This window comes from Aurantiacibacter atlanticus, assembly GCF_001077815.2.
Taxonomy (GTDB): domain Bacteria; phylum Pseudomonadota; class Alphaproteobacteria; order Sphingomonadales; family Sphingomonadaceae; genus Alteraurantiacibacter; species Alteraurantiacibacter atlanticus.
This window is the reverse complement of sequence record NZ_CP015441.1, coordinates 20872-38607: the sequence shown is the minus strand read 5'-3', so window position 1 is coordinate 38607 and position 17736 is coordinate 20872. Positions and strand designations below refer to the sequence as shown.

The window sequence follows — 17736 nt, the reverse complement described above, 5'->3', positions numbered from 1 at the left end:
ATGTTAACTTCACTCAGGGCTTTCCTGATAATACGTGATAATGATGGCGAGTGGACCATCGGTGTGTTCCACGGCCTCAATGAAATTGTCGACGCTTGGGACCGGGCAATGCCGAACTCTCACTGCGGAGTATTGCACGTCGGCTTTGATCGCCGAGATGCGAGGTCTTTCGAAACGATCGCGCAAGAACAGGCTGGCCGACTTCTACTAACGCCAGGGGCGCGCGGAGCTCTACCTTCTAGCTACAAATCATCGTCCGAAGCCATTGGTGATGTGGAGGGAGAACCAATATATCTAGCGCTGGATGGCTGGGGCTACACGATCGAGGACCCTGTGGTGGATGTTTCTGCTGAAGATCCGGAAGCGTCGGGGTGGGTAAGAGAGTTCATTTTTGAGCACGACGGTGTCCAAGCTGAACTGCTTGCGAGCGAGATACTCAATGAAGAAACTTACGTAGCGAACGAAGGGCGATTGACTGCTAAGCTGCGTGCCGAGCTGGGAAAGTATCGTTCTGAAAAATTGCTGGGCCTCGGCAAAAGCGACCCTACCGAGATAGCAAGATCAGCCCCGCCATGGTTGAGTTCCCGCAGTTTCTCAGAGTTTGAACTCACAGTGAGGCTCGACAACGTTTTTCGGCGAAACGGTATCGATACGGTATCTGACTTGGCCCGACACACCTTGGATGATCTCTTCAAATTCCAGAATTTTGGACGAACATCCTGTCGCGATCTTTGTCGAAGCTTGATGTTGGCGATTGAAGCGGGTCCAACCCCATCACATGACGCACTTATCGCAGCTATAAAAAGTGGTGACGCGCCCACTGACCAATGTGGAATCGCCAGCCAGAGTCTGGTCGAAGCGGTGGAAAATTGCTTCCTTGGCTTGAAGCCGCGCGAGGCAGACATCCTGAAGCGAAGAATGGGATGGGAGCGCCCACCAGAGACTCTGGAAGAGATTGGTGCTGACTACAGCGTATCTCGTGAGCGAATTCGCCAAATCGAAAGTAAGACAATTAATAAGATAATCAGACAGGAGATATGGGATGATCTTCTAGGTGCGAAACTGAAGAATCTTCTTTCTGAACGAAAATATCCGCTGCCTCTTATTGGTGCCGCAGCACTTGATCCCTGGTTCACTGGCCTTTCCGAGTACGGGTCGGTGGCGAGATATTTGATTACAAAGCTTTGCGACGCAGGAGTTTCAGTTCTGGAAATTGATGGTGTCGAGTATCTAACTTTTCTAAAAGAGCACGATTGGGCGACGGCTATTGAATCCGCCCGACAGATGTTGGTTGGCGCTGACGTGACCCCCTGATTTTCCTCCAAGTTGGATTAGAGTCCGGCCCTGACAGAAGGACGGACGAGATGAAGAGAACGAGGTTTTCAGAAGAGCAGATCATTGGCGTGCTGAAGGAAGCGGAGGCGGGAGCCAAGACCGCTGACCTTGCCCGTCGGCACGGTGTATCTGAAGCGACGATCTACAACTGGAAGTCGAAGTATGGCGGGATGGAAGTGTCCGATGCCCGGCGGCTGAAGGAGCTGGAGAGCGAGAACGCGAAGCTGAAGCGTTTGCTGGCCGATGCGATGCTGGACAAGGCGGCGTTGAAGGATCTTCTGGCAAAAAAGTTTTGACGCCCGCCGCGCAGCGGGAAGCTGTTGCTCATCTCCAGGCGTGCCATGGGATGAGCGAGCGGCGGGCGTGCCGTGTCATCGATGCTGATCGCAAGAGCGTGCGTTACCGTTCCACCCGGGACGATGACGTCGATCTGCGTGAGAAGCTGCGCGAGCTGGCCAACCAGCGTCGCCGGTTCGGCTATCGCCGTCTGCATATCCTGCTGCGCCGGGAGGGGATCATGATCAACCGCAAGAAGACCCAGAGGCTCTACCGTGAGGAAGGCTTGGCGGTCAGGCGACGACGTAGCCGCAGGCGTGCTGTTGGCACAAGGGCACCTGCTCCGGTTCTGGCGCTGCCGAACCAGCGCTGGAGCCTGGACTTTGTTCACGACCAGATGGCTTCGGGAAGACGGTTCCGGGTGCTCAACGTGGTCGATGACGTGACCCGGGAGTGCCTGGCAGCGGTGCCGGACACCTCGATCTCTGGTCGCCGTGTCGTTCGCGAGCTGACCGCACTGATCGAACAGCGCGGCAAGCCAGGCATGATCGTCAGCGACAATGGCACCGAGCTCACCAGCAACGCTGTGCTGGCATGGTGCGGCGAGGTCGGCGTGGAGTGGCATTACATCGCGCCCGGAAGGCCGATGCAGAATGGCTATGTCGAGAGCTTCAATGGCCGGATGCGGGACGAACTGCTCAACGAGACGCTGTTCTTGAGTATGGCCCATGCCCGTGTCGAGATCGCGGCCTGGGTCGAAGACTACAATCGGGAGCGACCACACTCGTCTCTCGGTTACGCAACACCGGCGGCGTTCGCCGCTGAACTGGATAAGCAATGGCCTGCTTCGCTACGCCCTACGGGCTCCGCTACGCAGCCCATTGCTTCAACCGCGCTGATGCGCAAAACAACCGCCCGGCTCTAATCCCAGCTGGGGGAAAGCTGGGGGTCACGTCACTAGGACAGAATGCGAATACCAAGTCGGGCTTCTCCTGCCGGAAGCTTCAGCCGAATTTAGGGGGCTGCTTTGGGATCATTGTTCACGGAGGTGCCACTTTGCCGGTGAGGAAGGCGAGGAGGTGCTAATTTCTTACGGTAATGGAGCCGACCAGGTGGTCGAAGCGGTCTTGCATGATGCAGAGCAGCCTCTCCACTATTCCGAAATCGCTCAGATCGCTGAAGAGCGCTTGGGGAAGGCGATAGACGAAAGGCGAGTTCATAACGCAGCGGCGGAAGTCGGATATCTTTTTGGGCCGGGAACTTACGGTACGTTGCGACATATGGCTGTAGAACGCGGTGATTGGGAGAGCTTCGCAGCAGAGGCAATTGATATTGTTTACGAAGGCGAACGTGGTCGACAATGGCACGCCTCAGAGCTGCTTCTAGCACTAACTGAACGCGAAATAGATTTGCCGTCCTGTTTCGATAAGTATCAGTTGGATATCGCTCTGAAGCAAACTGCAGAATTGCAGTCATTTGGTAGGATGGTTTGGTCTGACGGGGACGACACTGTGTCGAGTGGACGTGTGGACATTCGGCAAGCCGTCATCGCGATTGTTAAGGATGCAGGATCCCCGATTACAACATCGGAATTGCGCCAGCGTTTGGTGGCCGTACGTGGCATTAATGAAGGAATGCAATTCCATGTCGTCCATCCTCTTATTAAGTTAGATGCTAAGACTTGGGGAATCAATGATCGCGATATTGATCTCAAATATGAAGAGCAGAGGGTATTTCTTAACACTGTCTACTCAGTTCTAAGAGAGAGGGAAGAACCTATTAGCATCACAGAATCTGCACGGATGTCTCCGAAAGTAGTACCTAACCGAGCGTTACGATGCTTGTTCTATCAAGATGAAAGGTTCCGCATCGACAACCAGAGATTATTATCGCTTGCAGAGTGGAAGTGATCTCACTTTGTCGATGAAACTTTGAAAGGTGCCCCGCGAATGTCAAAGGCGTCAAAATTTTCGCTGTCGATCGCAGACCTCGACAAATTGGACATGTGCGTCCTTTATAAGGATGAGATACGACCTGTTCTGCTTGAGCTTACCGGGGGGTCTACCAAGAAGCGCCTTACAATGCGCGATGCCTCCTCATCACTCAAAGAGCCGATAAGCGTTCGTCAACTCCTGGTTCCCATAGCGCGGGTGGCACAGACCGATGCTGTCGTGAAGGATCGCCTGACGGGCTTCATAAACGATTGCGCCACAAGAGCCCTACTCAGCTTCGAGGGAGAATGCCCGTCGGACGACCGTCCACGAAAATCGATCATCGCAACCAAGTCTTTTTTATCCGGCGAACTCGATGAGGGTGGATGGACGCGAGCGTACAAAGAGGGGCTCGCCGCTTGGGCTGGCTGGTTCGCACCGAAAGGCTTTTATGCGAGCGCGGAATGGGCCGCGCTGGATTTTTCGAGTTGGCATTATCCTAGGGTACGCGGTTCGGCATGGGCGATCTGGGCAGAATGGGCTGCGCTCACCCTGCTCGCCTATTTGGGGATGGATTACCGCAAACGCGAAAGACCGGACGAGATCGACGATGAAAATGCAGCGGCCCATCAGTGGGCTGTCGAGCGTCTCGCGCTTTGGTTGGAAGAGGACGCTCCAGACCCATTGCCACTCCCAGATCCCCCACCCTCGATACGAGGGATTGATCCGCAATCAATTTGCGAAGCTGAATTCGTTCAGGAATATTACATGCAGTGGCCGACCATCGCTGCCTATCCGACCGGCCTCAGGGAAATCGGCAGACTCCAACTGGAACGCAACGCCGGTATTGAGATTCCGGAGGGAGTTACGAAGATCGGCGAAATCGATGTCTCCGATCATCCCGTCGTGAAATTGCCCGCCAGCTTGCGAACGGTCGGAACCGTGGATGCCTCCTACGATGGATACGTCGAACTTCCGGAAGGCGTCGAAACGGTCGAAAGCATAAGGCTCTATCTCGACTCGGTTGTGCACCTTCCAAACTCGATCCGCAGGGTCGGTAGCATCAACACAGAGGTGGAATCGCACATCGACGATGTAGGCGTAGACGACGAGGATGAATTTTGGGAAGGCATTGAGCAACAGGAGACCGAGGGTGTGAAGGATTACCCGTTCTATGACTCCTTCGTCTCCTACAACGGTCGCTGCTTTATCAAGGCGAGGCAAGATCTGACTTTCGAGTGAGTTGACTGCTTACTCTGTCGGCTCTCTAAGCATAGGCTAGTTGAATAAGAGTGTGTGCGCAGATTTATCTGAAAGTCTCGAATTTTTGACCATAAATGAAGAGTGCCACTGTAGTTGTAGTTTGCAATGAGCAATGCTCCGGCACTTTGAATTTCAGCTTTCCGAAATCCCCTATCCGGAAAAAACCGGCAGAACGTGGCCCCGATTAAGCCACAGCATCCAACCCGTTGCGCTGAATGATCGACAGCAGCCGCAGCGCCGGACCTCCCGGTTTCTTTGCGCCGCGCTCCCAGTCCGACACAAGGTTCTTTGACACGTTGAGATAACGAGCGAATACCGGCTGCGAGACATGCTCTGCCTCACGGATAGCCTTGATCTCGTCGGGCGACAGAACGGGCGCAGCCGCAAGGCAGGCCTCGTCAAACTCGCGCATGGTGCGCTTGTCGATGCTTCCCGCGTCGTGAAGGCCCTCCATCATCTCGTGGACGGCGGCCATCGCCTCGCTCTTGTAGGTCTTTGCCTTAGCCTTGCTCATCGTCTTTCACCTCGACCAATCGGCCTGCTTCAACTTCCGTTTCGATCTGGTCATCGCCCAGCTCCAGTATGATGCTGGCAGCCTTGCGATAGACCTTCAGTTCCGCCGCACTCAGGTTCGCCTTGCCGCTTTTGGCGAAAGCGAACACGAATACGGACCGCTCGCCCGAGCGGAAGATCAGGATCGAGCGATACCCGCCCGATTTGCCTCCGCCCTGGCGCGCGATGCGCTGCTTGATCAGACCGCTGCCAAGATCGGCGTCGATCAGGCCGGATTCGGCCCGATGCACGGCATCAGCAAGCGTGGCATCGCTGATCTTTTCCTTTGCCGCGAACTTGGCGAACCAGCGGTTGGCGTAGATGCGGATGCGCGGGTTGTCAGTCATGCAGCAACGGTCCACTATCATACTTAGTGTTACGGCTCAATGAATATGATCCGCCCATGTTCCGCTCAATCTGGTCGCCGATGCGCTGCGCAGCCTCGATGACATGCCTATCGTCAAGATGGGCATAGCGGGTCGTCGTCCGAACATCGGCATGGCCAAGCAGCTTGCCGATCATAGGCAGGGTTTCAGAGTGGGCGGCGGCGTGGCTGGCAAAGCTGTGCCGCAGATCGTGAATGCGGACGCCGGGAAGGCCTGCTTCGTCGCGCAGCTTGCTCCACAGATTGCCGATATCGGTGATCGGGCGCTGGGTCGCCGGATTCCAGAACACGTAATGTTGCTTATCCCGGCGTGGCAGGGCGTGAAGGATCGTCGCTGCTGCCTCGGCCAGCCAGACCGTTCGCGGGCCGGTCTTGCTGTCGGTCAGTAGCAAGCGCCGCCCTCGCACCTCGCTCCATTTGAGACAGGTGATCTCCGATTTACGGCAGCCCGTCAGGATCAGCAGGCTGATCGCCGCGCAATGCAGCGGAAAGGTTTTGCCGTGCCGGTTGAGCACTTCCCCGATCCGCTTGAACTCCTGATCGGACAGGAAGCGCTCGCACTTCCGCCCCTTGTTCTTGCGGATGTAGAGACAGGGGTTCGAGCCTTCGGGGCGAACGCCCCATTGCTCCGCCTTGTTGAACATGGCGCGCAGGATTTCACGGCAACGATTGGCGGCGCCAGGTCCGCCCGTGTTGGTGATCCGGTTGAACCATTCCTGCACATGGCGTTCCTCGACCTCATCAAGGAACAGGCCTTCGAATGCCCGGTCGAGATATTTCCGCTTGTAGTAGCGGTGAGTGTAGAGCGTGGAGGGCTTCCATCTTGGTGATACCCTCTCCCAGTAGGTCTTGAGGAAGTCCCGGTAGGATGGAATCTTGCGGAGCCGCTTGCGCTCCTCCGCCGGGTTTTCGCCGGTATGGGCGCGCAGCAGCACGCGGCGTGCTACATCCATCGCCTGCGCACGGCTGAGCACCTTGGCATTGCCGATCGTCACGGTGCGGGTGCGCCCTTCCATCCGGGCCTGGACGATGTAGACCTTGCGCCCGCTGACGTAATGCCGGGTGCCAAATCCCGGCAGTTCGCGTGTCCAGCACGTCTTGCGCAGCTCGCCCAGGCCACCGCACTTGCCAATCACATGGAGCCTGAGGTTACCCAGTTCCTCGGCGACGATCCCCCGCAGTGTCAGCGCGTTCACTGCCCGACTCCGATCAAGCGCGCGATGGAGCCGGAAACGCGTTCCGCCGCATCGGCGACGATCTCGTCGGACAGGTGTGCATATCTGGTTGTCGTTTCTGCCAGCGCATGCCCCAGCAGCTTGCCGATCACCATGAGCGAGATGTTGTTGCGGATCGCGACCGAGGCGAAGCTGTGGCGCAAATCATGGAGCCGCACATCCGGCAGGGCCGCGCGGTTACGGATTTTCGACCAGTGAATGCCCAGCGAGATCGGCTTGTCGGGATTTCGGAACGAAGGGAACAGCAGGCCGGTTGCTTTCCGGTCTGGGAGCGATGCTATCACATCGATAGCCTGCCGGTTGAGATAGACGATCTTCGCGCCGGTCTTGCTGTCCGGCAGCATCAGGCGCGGTTCCTGCACCCATTCCCAGCGCAGTTGCTCAATCTCACCGCAACGCGCGCCGGTAAAAATCAGCAACCGGATCGCCGCGACATAGAGCGGTTGCTCAGCCTCATAGTCCCGCAATGCTGTGGCAAGTCGCGCATATTCGTGTGCCGACAAAAACCGCTCCATCGGCTTGCGCTTGTAACGCGGCGTGCCCTTGCAGGGATTGGAGCCGCGCGGACGCAAGCCGAGGCGCTCCGCATAGCCCATCATCACCGAGAACACCGGCAAGGTGCGGTTGAACACGCCGGGCCGCTCGACGAAGCTGTCGCGCCAGAACAGGATGTCGCCCTTAGCCAGGTCGTCAATCCGCCGGTCGCCGAACGCGCCGAGGATTTCCTTGAAGATGGCGCTCTCATTGCGCTTGCGGGTCGATGGCTTCCAGTGCCGTGCGTAGTCAGCCCAGAATCGCTCGGCATAATCACGCAGCAACGGCGCATCGCTCTTCTGCGCAGCGCGGGTCTTCCTGCGCGTCGGCAGCCCATCCAGCGCCACTTCGGCCAGCTTCGCCCGCGCGAGGCGGCGGGCCATGGCAGGTGTGATGTCACGGGAGGTTCCGAGCGACAAGCGCCGCAGCTTGCCGCGCTGGCGGAACAGGACAAACCATGTCCGCCTGCCGCCGGGATTTACCCGCAGGCCAAAGCCCGGCAGGTCGATATCCCAATACTCTTGGATGCGCTTGCCCGGTTTGCGCCGAACGATGTTCCCATTGAGCCGAACCCGATTGCTCGGTTTTGCTTTTTCACCACTCCCGCGCCCATCACCGGATCGGGCTTGAACATGATTCGTGGCTTCATTCGCTGGTAGCAGATAGCCATTTGCTTGCATTGACTTGCTCCTCTTTGTAGAGGAATAACTTCGCGTAACCTATTGCTTAACAATCTCTTTCTGCCGCATGGCGGCGTACGGTGTGCTTAAAGTCCGCTCCTTCACCCTACTCGCTGAGAGCACACCGACCGTAAGCCAGTCGCTCTCGGTATATAAGTGGTGGCTCAAAATGGGCCGGTTGCTGACTGTCTGCTTTGGGCAGGCAACCAATGCAAATCGGCCATTTTGCTTCCGACCCCATGGCAGACCACCCATGTATGCCCAGCACCTGTTCAATGGCAGCCGTTTGTCGTGTCTCTACAATACATCAGGTAGCAGAAGCCCATGAAGTTCATCACTCTCAATCGCGCCTCGACCCTTTCCGTTGGGCTGAGCTGGCCGGGTTTCCGGCTCGTGAAGCAGCAATGCCGCTCGACCATACGCGCCTAATCGATACTTCTCTGCGCTTGGCGCAGATGCCATTGCCCGCTTCGTTCGCGACGGCTTCGTCTGGGTGGGTGCTGCATTTTCATCCAAGGTGGCCGCAGAAGCGCGCGCGATCCTGTGGGTGGCCACGGGATGCGATCCCGATGACTCGACCACCTGGACCCGGCCCGTCTCGAGCGGTTCGATCAGGCTCCGTTTCACGAAGCGGCAAACACAACCGCCCTGCATACAGCATTCGACCAGCTTGTGGGCAAAGGTCGGTGGCTGCCGCGGGGCGGACTCGGAACATTTGCTGTTGGCTTTCCATCTGCCGAAGAACCTGGAGACGACGGGTGGCACATCGAGGTCAGCTTCGCTTATGAGAAGCCCGACTTCATGGAGTGGCGGGCCAATGTGCACCGCAAGGGCCGCGCCCTGTTGATGCTGTTCCTATTCTCGGATGTGGGTATTCACGATTCCTCAACGCGCATTCGGGTCGGCTCGCATATCGATACAGCGCGACAACTCGCACCGGCCAAGGAAGCCGGTCTGACCCTTCGAGAGTTGACCTCGGACGGATTCGCCGGATCGGCCCATCGCCTGGAGCAACTGGCAACGGGTCCGGCCGGCAAGGTGTATCTGTGCCACCCTTTCCTCGTGCATTCTGCATATAAGGATTACGGTAAGTAGCCGCGCTTCATTGCGCAGCCGCCACTGCTACCGCGTGAGCCGATCAGTCTCGAGCGTTCCGACAATAGCTACTCGCCGGTCGAGAAGACTATTCTGAGAGCTTTGGGCAGGTGACGCGGTCAGAATTTGACGCAAAGGCGTGTCTGCCAGCATGACGCGCCTTGCAAATTATATATTGCGCACAATATAATTGGATACTATTTATCCTGCTGTCTAACCGTAAGGAGCTAACATGAAAAATCTCTACAACACTCGCGTTAACGCCTATGGTGGCCGCGCCGGAAAGGTCAAAAGCGAAGATGGCATTCTCGAGCTCGACCTCGCTCTACCGAAGGAACTCGGTGGCAAGGGCGACGCGACTAATCCCGAGCAACTCTTCGCTGCTGGTTATGCGGCTTGCTTCGAAAATGCCGTGATCCATGTAACGCGGGCACAGACCGACAAGGTGGGTGACGACGACATTGAAGTCTCCTGCCAGGTCGGCCTCTTGCCGAATGGTAATGACGGGTTTAATCTCGCTGTCACACTGGATGTCGAAATTGCCGGGGTCAATCAGGCAAAGGCTGACGAGATCGTGAAGAACGCCCACGCTGCTTGCCCCTATTCCAACGCAGTCAGCGGAAACGTCGATGTGAAAATTAATGTGTTCGCCCAATGAATGACGGAGTGGCAGCAGCACAGGACCCGCGCGATCCCTTGTTGCTCGATCGACAGGTTTGCTTTCCCCTTTATGCTGCCACCAACCTCCTCAGCCGCCTCTATGGCCCTGTTCTTCGGGAGCTGGGTCTCACCTATCCGCAATATCTGGTCATGCTGGTATTATGGGAGAAAGAACCCCAGACGGTGGGCTCCCTCGGCGCGCGGCTTTACCTCGATAGCGGAACTCTCACCCCTCTGCTGAAGCGTATGGAGGCCGCCGGCCTGGTTCGACGAACACGCGATCCGGAAGACGAGCGCCGAGTGGTTATCGAACTGACCGAGAGTGGAAAAATACTGCGCAACCAGGCAGTGTATGTTCCCGAAACCCTTGCGAGGGGGCGCAAATCCGTAGGGATTGACGAACTGCGGGACAGCGTGCGCAGGCTTGTCGAACTGCTTGCGGAGCAAACCGGCTCGAAGAGGTGAAGCCTCTCAGCAGGTGTCGCACGTCTGCGAGGATTGCCTGTCCGATCTTCGTGGGGCGTCCACTGGGACGCTTGGCGATAGTCGAGCGACCTTGCGATGCAGTTCGTTTCCTCTCGCCCGCCCGCGTAAATGAGGACTGCCGACCCGACTTTACAGACCTATCTCGACCGCAATGTCGCCGGTGCCACTCTACTGGTGGCACCCGAGACCGGACAGCCAACATCGGGCGATCCGATCGAAATCGTCCTGACCGGCCCCGACATGTTGAAGCTGCAAGAGCTGTCGCAGGACGTGCAGGCGCTGCTGGAAGACGAGGTTGGCGTAGTCGACGTTCGCGACAATCTCGGCAGCATCAAAGGTGAGATCGCACTTCAGCCAAACCGCGAGGCTTTCCGATGAATCGGCAAGGTCAGAGACGTCGAGCCGTTCCACCGACCTGGCTCTTGCCGATATCCCGTTCAACCATGGCCGCCGCATTTCTGGAGAATGGCCAGGCGCGGACTCTGTGGCTGTCGGGCGTTCACCGGAGAAGTGCCACGAAGGCCGATGCCAAGATCCTTGCCGGACAGGATCTGGACTATTCGCTCGACCCCTTTGATGACCAGAGCTTCTACCGGTCGGCCGCGCGTTCGCGCAATGCCGCGCTGGAAGTTACCGTGGGCGTGTCGCCCAAGGCCTCGCGGGTCTGGCTTGGCAAGGCAAATTCAATCGAAGGGTTTGCCGCTTCGGCGGCGCTGCTCATCAACGCTGTCGCGGCCGCGAAGCAAGGAACCGCCGAGCCATTCCGCTTTCTCGCAACCCCGGTGCAGGCGCTCGACCCTGCACAAGTCAAAGGCGGATAAAGACCGAACCCAGGTCGCTTTGTTGCCACCGTTCGAGATGTCCTTAAGCCCAATCCATCTCCGTTAAGCCGACTAATCCTATTGTCCGATATGGGCATCGCTCCGACGCCCTCGAACCGACGTCCGCTTTCGGAACGTAGCCCTCAATGCTCGGATGACTGGGATGAGAGGGCGAAGCCGACCTGAGCGCATGCCATGCGAACATCTGCTTCTGGCGAACCGCCGAGTTGGTGGTTAGGACCGACATTAGAGTCGCAACCCGCCATTCCACTTTTGACCATCCAGTCTACGCAAGCGCCAAGCCCCAGACTATTTGTCGAAACCCGGGCGGATCGGCGTTTTCTACTTGGACAAGGCGATGCGGGTAGAGTGGGCAGGCACAATCGTTTATGCTAGCCAAAGTGAGCCGGTTCTGTACGAAGTCATTCTGCCGTCGAAATGTGGGATCGCGTCGAACTGCCTTTCTCCTCGCGCACCTGACCCACGAATTCGAGAAGAAACGCAGTGCTCAAACCGAACATGACGAGGCCGTTGGCAGCCACGATCGCAGACAGCAGCCGCACATCCTGCGAGAGGATAACGTCGCCGAAGCCTAGCGTCGTCAGGGAAACCGTTGCGAAATAGAGCGCCGGTTCCAGCGCTTCGAAGGCACCCAATACAATAAACAGGCCCGCCCAAATCCAAGCCGCCAGCGTGATAGCGAGCAGCATCCATATCGTAGAAGCGGCAAGAAGCAAGGTCGCTCCAAAGCGTGTTGTTCGCGTGCGAGGCGGCGTGAAGCGATCATCGACTGAGAAGGCTATTGCGGCAAAACACGCTTGCATGATGATGGTAAGTGCAACGGTCACCGTTCCGATCGCGAGTTGAGCGACGATACTCATCGTTGATGATCCTCAATTTTATCAATTTGATTTACTCCTCCGATTATTATCAGTCTGCAGTGGAGTCTCGCTCATTCTGAGCTTCTACCCGCCGACAACAGCACGACTTGCACATGCAGTCCTCGGCCCGGCTTGGACCGGAACGAGACGGAGCCGCCTATGGCTTCGGCAAGTCCGCAGACGATCGCTAAGCCAAGGCCGGCTCCGCCCGTCTGTCGATCGCGTGACGGATCGAAACGGGCATAGGCCGTGCCTAACGTCAGTTGTTGGTCGGGCGCAACTCCCGGGCCATCGTCCTCAAACGACCAGCAGGTCTTACCGCCATCCGAAACATTCCTTACCGTGACGGTCGAGGCGTGGCGCAGGGCATTATCGACGAGGTTATCAAAAATCCGTCCGAGCGCGGTGGGATCACCCAGCACATGGCTTGCCGGCGAAAGGTCGAGGCCGATGCGGTCCTCATCTGAATGCAGCGCCAATAGATCACCAGTCAGAGCCGTAAGGTTGACCTCCACCGTCGCCCAGACCGCGGCGTCGCTCTCTTTATAGTAAGAGGGCGACGCTGCGCTTCGTGAAAGTTTTGAGGTCAGGAGAGAGGCTCCCGACCGGCCCGTCATGGAGAAAACTCATGGGCTCCGCCGCGAACCCGAACTGCCCGATCATCTCGATATCGCACGAGAAACGCCGGACTCGTTACCGACCGGCGAGTTCGCGATTTTCGAGGATGACCCGGATGAAGCTGCGCGCGCATCGGCCTTGCGGCGACGGATGCAAGGGCTGGCGCGACAGGCCTCGCAACCCCGACGACGGCATTGATCTGTAGGAGATCGTGATGCGAAGCGTTACTAAGGGTTTATCGAGACGCTCGGGCGGCGGTACGCCTCTGGCAGAACATTGCTCGACGAGATTCCAGAGCACATTGAGCCGGGGCCATCTTCTGGACACTCCGATCACGATGAATCCGAAGGATACTGAAATATCTTTAGGTTCAAACCAATGCAACGAAGTTACTGATTTATAAGATATGCGCCAGCTTACCGCCCATTCGTCGAAAAGACGACGCCAGTGCGAAGTGCAGCCATCACGAAATCAAGTTCCTTGTCCAGGCTGACGGATTCGCTGCCATGATATTCGGGACCCATGCCCCTCAGTATTTCATAATTCGGCAAGGAGAATAATAAGTCGAAGACTATCTTAGCGATCGCCGGGAAGTCTGAGAACGCAATTTCTCCGTTTGCGTAGCCGTCCTTTAGAATTTGGTTCATAACGCCGGTAACGTCAGCCACGGCTTTGGCCCTGATCTTGTTCTGCAAATCGGGGCGGTAATTGGCAAGCCATGTCAGCAAGGTCTGTATGCCGCGGCCTTCTGCGGTGAGCGAGGCTTCTAGAAATTTATGCGCAACGGCTTCGAGGCGCTCGCGAATGGGGCCATTGGCAGGAAGAGTGCTCACCGGACGGATGTGCTTCGCAATACCATAGTCCATCGTCGCACATAGCAGTTCATCCTTGGATTTGTAGCGTGCGTAAAGTGTTCGCTTCGATACGTGGGCCGAAGCGGCGATCGCGTCCATCCGGGACGCATCGAGGCCCTTAGCGATAAATTCCTGCAGCGCTTCCTGCAATATGTGCTCGCCTAGTTTCTCGGCCTCCTCTTTTGAAGGACGACCGCCGCTTGAGGTTCTGCGGGGAAGTGACATCTATTCTCTCACTATTGCATTGGTTCGGCCATCTGATCTGCTGCCCAGTAGGACGAGGCCTTTGTGGTATGGCCAGGCAAAGCTCCGCAGCGGGCAACGCGGACTAATGATGCCCACATGAACGCTTGCCTGCCGCAACGGAAAACGGCATGGTACCGGTGAGTTTACTTTCTTTCATCGCCGGCGCCAGCAAAAATGGCCTTTCCCCCAAGGCAATCTCTCCGATCGATCAGTGAGCCGAGCTTTAGCGGTTGGAATGCAATCTCTGTCTTTCGTAGGTTCGTAGGGTTGAAGCCATTGCGGAACTGCGATGGCCAGCGCCTTCCAGATAATATCCCGATCGGACCGATATCGGTTCTCCGTCTTTCTGCCCTTTTATTGCTGGTCGCCTGCGCCGCCTTAACACCGGCTTCCGCTCAAATCGCTCCTGTGGCGGAGCCGATGGCCGAGCAGGCCGCTGAAGTGGCTACCGACCCTTTCGGTCGCGAGACGCCGCGTGGAACGGTGACCGGCCTGATCAGCGCCCTGGCGGCGAAGGACTACACGAGGGCTGCTCACTATTTCCACCTGTCTGCGGAAGAGGATGAGGCTCAACTTGTCGATCAAGGAGCGATCTGGGCCACCAAGCTGCAAGCCGCGCTCGACCAACAGGGGACGCTCCTGCCTTTCGGTGCCTTGTCGAACGAAGCGAGTGGGCGTCTCGACGATGAACTGCCGGCCGACACCGAAGAGGTAGGCAGGCTCGGCGGCGAGGAAAGTCTGCCGATCCTTCTCACCCGGACCGACAGCCCTGTCGGCAGCGAGGTCTGGGGGATTTCGCAGGAGACCGTTGAAGCTCTCGAAGCAGTGTCTGTGGCGGCGACAAATCCGGCTGAACCGGAAGACGGTGAAAGCGCCGAGGTGGCCGGAGCCCCGCTGCAGGACTGGGCTCTCTTGCTCGGGAGCGCAGCCGGCAGTTTCTTTCTCTACTGGCTTATATCGGCCGGACTTCTGGCCATCATGCGGCGTTTTGTGGCCGACCGCGAGAAAAGCGCGATCTACCGCTTCACGCAGGCCGCCTTGCCGCCGCTCAGCCTGTTTCTCGCAGTGGTGACCTTCCACCTGTGGACGGGCAGCATCGAGGCGTCCATCGTCGCGCGCCAGACCTTGCTGCGCTATATCGGTATCGTTGGCTGGGTAGCGCTTGCTTGGTTTGCGCTGCGCCTGGTCGATGCCATCGCACGCGTTGCTAGTGCCCGGATGGAACGCCGCCAGCGGCGGCAGGCAGTGTCGGTCGTCGTCCTGTTGCGGCGTACGGCAAAGATAGTGCTCTTCCTATTGGCGACGGTAGCGGTCCTCGACACGCTGGGGGTCGATGTGACCACGGGCATTGCCGCATTGGGCATTGGCGGCATCGCCTTGGCGTTAGGCGCACAGAAGGCCGTGGAGAATTTGATCGGCAGCCTGAACGTCATCGCAGACCGCCCTGTTCAGGTCGGAGACTTCTGCCGCGCGGGAGATATTGTCGGCACCGTAGAGGATATCGGTATGCGCTCGACGAGGATTCGCACGAATGAACGCACGCTCGTCACCATCCCGAACGGTGATTTTTCCTCCCGCGAGATCGAAAACTTCGCCAAGCGCGACCGCTTTCTCTTCAATCCCACGATCGGCGTCGAATACGGTATCTCCGCAGGCCAGCTGCGCCGGGCCGTGGAGATTATCGAGCAGATCCTGCGCGATCACCACCTGATTGAAAAGGATGGCCTCCGTGCTCGATTTGCTCATTTCGGCGAGAGCTCGCTGGATATCGAGATCTGGTCCTACATCATGGTTGCCGATTACGCGGAAAGCCGACTGATCCGGCAGGAACTGCTGCTGGCCATTTTCGAGAGGTTGAAGGCAGCCGGTCTCGCTATCGCCTACCCGACGCGGACGGTCCATTTGGTGACCCAGGAGAATGACGTCGGCGCGTAGGTCGCCGCGCCCAGATGGTATTCACAGCAGCCAATCGATCGGCGTTTTGCTGAGAAGGCGAGTGAGCACTCGCGACCACCATGTGGTTCCAGGCTCGGCCAGTTCACATTGACGGACATCGTCGCGCATGTCCATCCAGTTCAGTCGGCCTTTGTCATCCACGACGATTTTGTAGGAGCCGGACGCGATCATGGTATCGAAGGCGTGGTGCATCTGTGCCGCCAGATTCTCACTCTGGATGACGATCCCGAGCTCAGTATTGAGAGCGAAAGAGCGCGGATCGAAATTGAAAGAACCGACAAAGACCCGACGGCCGTCTACAGCGAACATCTTGGCATGCAGGGTGGCATTCTCGTTTGTGTTGCGCGGCGAAGGTCGACGCAGAGATTTGCGGGTGGTCTTGGGCCGGTCTCCAGGGGCAGGCATCTCATACAGACGCACCCCCGACTTCACGAGAAAATGCCGATGCTTTGCATATCCGGCATGAACCATAGCGACATCGGTCGAAGCAAAGGAATTGGTCAGGACGCGCACATCGACCCCGTTGCGTGCCATTTGCGCAAAGGCCCTGGCACCTGATGAGGTCGGCACGAAATAGCCCGAAACGACGAGCAATTCCCTTTCCGGTTGACCGATGAGACTCCTGAGGACGCTAGCCATGAGATCGCCTTGACGCGATTGTCCGAGAACCTTGGCGGGCCGATCGCTGACCAGCTCGACGGGCACCCATTCGAATTCAATCCGTCCGGCCCGCGCACGCTCAAGCAAAACAGATCCGGCGGCACGGCTTAGATAATCGGTCGCGGAGGGGCCGGAAACTGACCGCGTGAAATCAGTTGCCCCGCTTGCCGCGTACTGCTTCGGATCTTCCTTCACGATGCAGTCGATTTCGACTGCAGCGGGAAAATTCCAGAACGCATCGAAACATTCGGAGACTTCTTGCACCACCGCGCCTACGCAAAGCGCATCCACATCGGCAAAAATCCCCTGCTCTCGGTTGGCGAAGTACTCGTCTCCGACATTACGCCCGCCGACACAGGTTATCTGATTGTCGACTGTAAAGCTTTTCGAATGCATCCTGCGATTGACGCGGTGGAAATCCAGCAGGAAATCGAGCGGCTTGAAGTGTCGGTTTCGAAACGGATTGAAAATGCGGATTTCGAAATTGCGGTCGCTGGCCAGCCAGCGCAATTTGCGGTCGAGGCCGGGAATGCCGTTATCGTCAACCAGCAGACGGACCCGTACACCCCGCGCTGCCGCTCTGCGCAAGTCTTCCAGCAGGAGATTACCGGTCAGATCGTCGCGCCAGATGTAATATTGCAGGTCGATCGATCTTTCGGCCGCGGCGATGAGTCGAGAGCGGATGGCAAACGCGTCTATGCCGTCCTCGACAAGTGCAACGCCCGTCAGGCCGGGATGGCCCACCGCGTGCTTAGCGACACTCAAGCCGATTGCGGAAAGTGCCGTATTTCCGAACGCATGAGAAGCTGCGCGCTGTATCATGAACGGAGGGTGCCGGTCGCGCATCCGCGTTACGGTGCGCTGTCGGGAGGCGTTGTCTGCGACGGAACAGCAGGGCCAATGTCCGGTTCTGTTCCGGTTAGTGCAACCGACCTGTTGCACAGCTTTCTCGTCATCTCCCGGTCGCGAGTCGGGTCTGTCACGACCGCGCGACCCGAAGTCTGGCCACGCATCCCCATGAGACCGCAAGGACCGGGATGGTCGCCGCCTTCCGCTTGCGGATCGGTCACGGCCTGTAAGACACGCAAAGTGCCGTGCTCGGCATCGCGACACGCCAGCAGCACGCGCACGCCTTTCATCGCCAGGTGCGGGGCGATCTCGTAGCCGGTGCCGCTATTGGCGCCGTTAACGACGGCCGGCCGTCCGGATTGATGGGGGATATCGGAAAAGGCGAAGCTCATGCGGTATGTTCGTCCCGGTGCCATGAC

General features: G+C 57.8%; 19 protein-coding genes and 1 pseudogene. 11 read left to right on the top strand and 9 right to left on the bottom strand.

Features of this window, described 5'->3' with window-relative positions; genetic code table 11:
• The 4 genes from CP97_RS14775 (at nucleotide 1) to CP97_RS14755 (ending at nucleotide 4784) form a co-directional block, all read left to right on the top strand.
• Nucleotides 1-1314: a sigma factor-like helix-turn-helix DNA-binding protein gene (locus CP97_RS14775; protein WP_063612567.1), complete on the top strand. Its 1314-nt coding sequence runs from the start codon at nucleotides 1-3 to the stop codon at nucleotides 1312-1314.
• A 50-nt stretch (nucleotides 1315-1364) separates the two neighbouring features.
• Nucleotides 1365-2536, top strand: a protein-coding gene (locus tag CP97_RS14765) for an IS3 family transposase (protein WP_149036385.1) whose coding sequence is annotated in 2 segments (ribosomal slippage) — nucleotides 1365-1617 and nucleotides 1617-2536 — 1173 coding nt in all. Because the reading frame shifts where the segments join, the coding sequence is not laid out codon by codon here.
• 187 nt (nucleotides 2537-2723) lie between these two features.
• Nucleotides 2724-3521 carry a hypothetical protein gene (locus tag CP97_RS14760; RefSeq protein ID WP_149036563.1) on the top strand — a complete coding sequence of 266 codons (798 nt, stop codon included), beginning with the start codon at nucleotides 2724-2726 and terminating at the stop codon, nucleotides 3519-3521.
• A 171-nt stretch (nucleotides 3522-3692) separates the two neighbouring features.
• Nucleotides 3693-4784 carry a hypothetical protein gene (locus CP97_RS14755; RefSeq protein ID WP_149036562.1) on the top strand — a complete coding sequence of 364 codons (1092 nt, stop codon included), beginning with the start codon at nucleotides 3693-3695 and terminating at the stop codon, nucleotides 4782-4784.
• A gap of 205 nt (nucleotides 4785-4989) precedes the next feature.
• On the opposite strand, the gene CP97_RS14750 is transcribed toward CP97_RS14755, so the two are convergent.
• The 4 genes from CP97_RS14750 to CP97_RS14735 are packed head-to-tail and all read right to left on the bottom strand — an operon-like array spanning nucleotide 4990 to nucleotide 7999.
• On the bottom strand, nucleotides 4990-5319 hold the full coding sequence (locus CP97_RS14750) for a helix-turn-helix domain-containing protein (RefSeq protein ID WP_063612564.1): 330 nt from the start codon (nucleotides 5317-5319) through the stop codon (nucleotides 4990-4992).
• Nucleotides 5306-5686: a type II toxin-antitoxin system RelE/ParE family toxin gene (locus tag CP97_RS14745; RefSeq protein ID WP_063612717.1), complete on the bottom strand. Its 381-nt coding sequence runs from the start codon at nucleotides 5684-5686 to the stop codon at nucleotides 5306-5308. Before CP97_RS14745 ends, CP97_RS14750 begins: the two co-directional genes overlap by 14 nt.
• A 10-nt stretch (nucleotides 5687-5696) precedes the next feature.
• Nucleotides 5697-6938, bottom strand: coding sequence for a tyrosine-type recombinase/integrase (locus CP97_RS14740; RefSeq protein WP_063612563.1), 1242 nt, complete (start codon nucleotides 6936-6938; stop codon nucleotides 5697-5699).
• A complete protein-coding gene (locus CP97_RS14735) occupies nucleotides 6935-7999 on the bottom strand; it encodes a tyrosine-type recombinase/integrase (protein ID WP_236781001.1) in 1065 nt (354 codons plus the stop codon). The genes CP97_RS14740 and CP97_RS14735 overlap by 4 nt, the downstream gene beginning before the upstream one ends.
• A gap of 652 nt (nucleotides 8000-8651) precedes the next feature.
• On the opposite strand from CP97_RS14735, the pseudogene CP97_RS14725 reads away from it, so the two are divergent.
• The 5 genes and pseudogenes from CP97_RS14725 to CP97_RS14705 all read left to right on the top strand — a co-directional run bounded on the left by CP97_RS14725 (nucleotide 8652) and on the right by CP97_RS14705 (nucleotide 11253).
• Nucleotides 8652-9400, top strand: a pseudogene (locus CP97_RS14725) (phytanoyl-CoA dioxygenase).
• Between the two features lie 118 nt (nucleotides 9401-9518).
• Entirely contained in the window at nucleotides 9519-9944 is a 426-nt protein-coding gene (locus tag CP97_RS14720; RefSeq protein WP_046903468.1) for an organic hydroperoxide resistance protein, read from the top strand.
• Entirely contained in the window at nucleotides 9941-10411 is a 471-nt protein-coding gene (locus CP97_RS14715; protein WP_063612561.1) for a MarR family winged helix-turn-helix transcriptional regulator, read from the top strand. Before CP97_RS14720 ends, CP97_RS14715 begins: the two co-directional genes overlap by 4 nt.
• A 129-nt stretch (nucleotides 10412-10540) precedes the next feature.
• Complete coding sequence (locus CP97_RS14710) at nucleotides 10541-10810, top strand: hypothetical protein (RefSeq protein ID WP_046903470.1); 270 nt, start codon at nucleotides 10541-10543, stop codon at nucleotides 10808-10810.
• Between the two features lie 65 nt (nucleotides 10811-10875).
• Entirely contained in the window at nucleotides 10876-11253 is a 378-nt protein-coding gene (locus CP97_RS14705) for a hypothetical protein (RefSeq protein ID WP_063612560.1), read from the top strand.
• Between the two features lie 422 nt (nucleotides 11254-11675).
• On the opposite strand, the gene CP97_RS14700 is transcribed toward CP97_RS14705, so the two are convergent.
• Together CP97_RS14700 and CP97_RS14695 are read right to left on the bottom strand one after the other, a co-directional pair.
• The gene (locus CP97_RS14700) at nucleotides 11676-12134 is read right to left on the bottom strand and encodes an ion channel (RefSeq protein ID WP_087910621.1); all 459 of its coding nucleotides are present in this window, start codon (nucleotides 12132-12134) and stop codon (nucleotides 11676-11678) included.
• Nucleotides 12135-12205: 71 nt separating this feature from the next.
• Nucleotides 12206-12751 (bottom strand): sensor histidine kinase, encoded by a 546-nt coding sequence (locus CP97_RS14695; RefSeq protein WP_082347913.1) that lies wholly within the window; start codon nucleotides 12749-12751, stop codon nucleotides 12206-12208.
• Between CP97_RS14695 and CP97_RS16010 the strand changes: the two genes are divergently transcribed.
• On the top strand, nucleotides 12750-12950 hold the full coding sequence (locus tag CP97_RS16010) for a hypothetical protein (RefSeq protein WP_174539186.1): 201 nt from the start codon (nucleotides 12750-12752) through the stop codon (nucleotides 12948-12950). The genes CP97_RS14695 and CP97_RS16010 overlap by 2 nt on opposite strands.
• Nucleotides 12951-13168: 218 nt before the next feature.
• Here the strand turns inward: CP97_RS16010 and CP97_RS14690 are convergent, their stop codons facing one another.
• Nucleotides 13169-13831: a TetR/AcrR family transcriptional regulator gene (locus CP97_RS14690; protein WP_053833462.1), complete on the bottom strand. Its 663-nt coding sequence runs from the start codon at nucleotides 13829-13831 to the stop codon at nucleotides 13169-13171.
• Nucleotides 13832-14272: 441 nt separating this feature from the next.
• Between CP97_RS14690 and CP97_RS14685 the strand changes: the two genes are divergently transcribed.
• Nucleotides 14273-15787, top strand: a complete 1515-nt coding sequence (locus CP97_RS14685; RefSeq protein WP_063612715.1) for a mechanosensitive ion channel family protein — start codon at nucleotides 14273-14275, stop codon at nucleotides 15785-15787.
• A 21-nt stretch (nucleotides 15788-15808) separates the two neighbouring features.
• Here CP97_RS14685 and CP97_RS14680 read toward each other — a convergent pair whose 3' ends face one another.
• Both CP97_RS14680 and CP97_RS16765 read right to left on the bottom strand, forming a co-directional pair.
• The gene (locus CP97_RS14680) at nucleotides 15809-17290 is read right to left on the bottom strand and encodes a phospholipase D-like domain-containing protein (RefSeq protein WP_063612558.1); all 1482 of its coding nucleotides are present in this window, start codon (nucleotides 17288-17290) and stop codon (nucleotides 15809-15811) included.
• 29 nt (nucleotides 17291-17319) lie between these two features.
• Entirely contained in the window at nucleotides 17320-17733 is a 414-nt protein-coding gene (locus tag CP97_RS16765) for a hypothetical protein (protein ID WP_174539185.1), read from the bottom strand.
• Nucleotides 17734-17736: the final 3 nt, after the last annotated feature.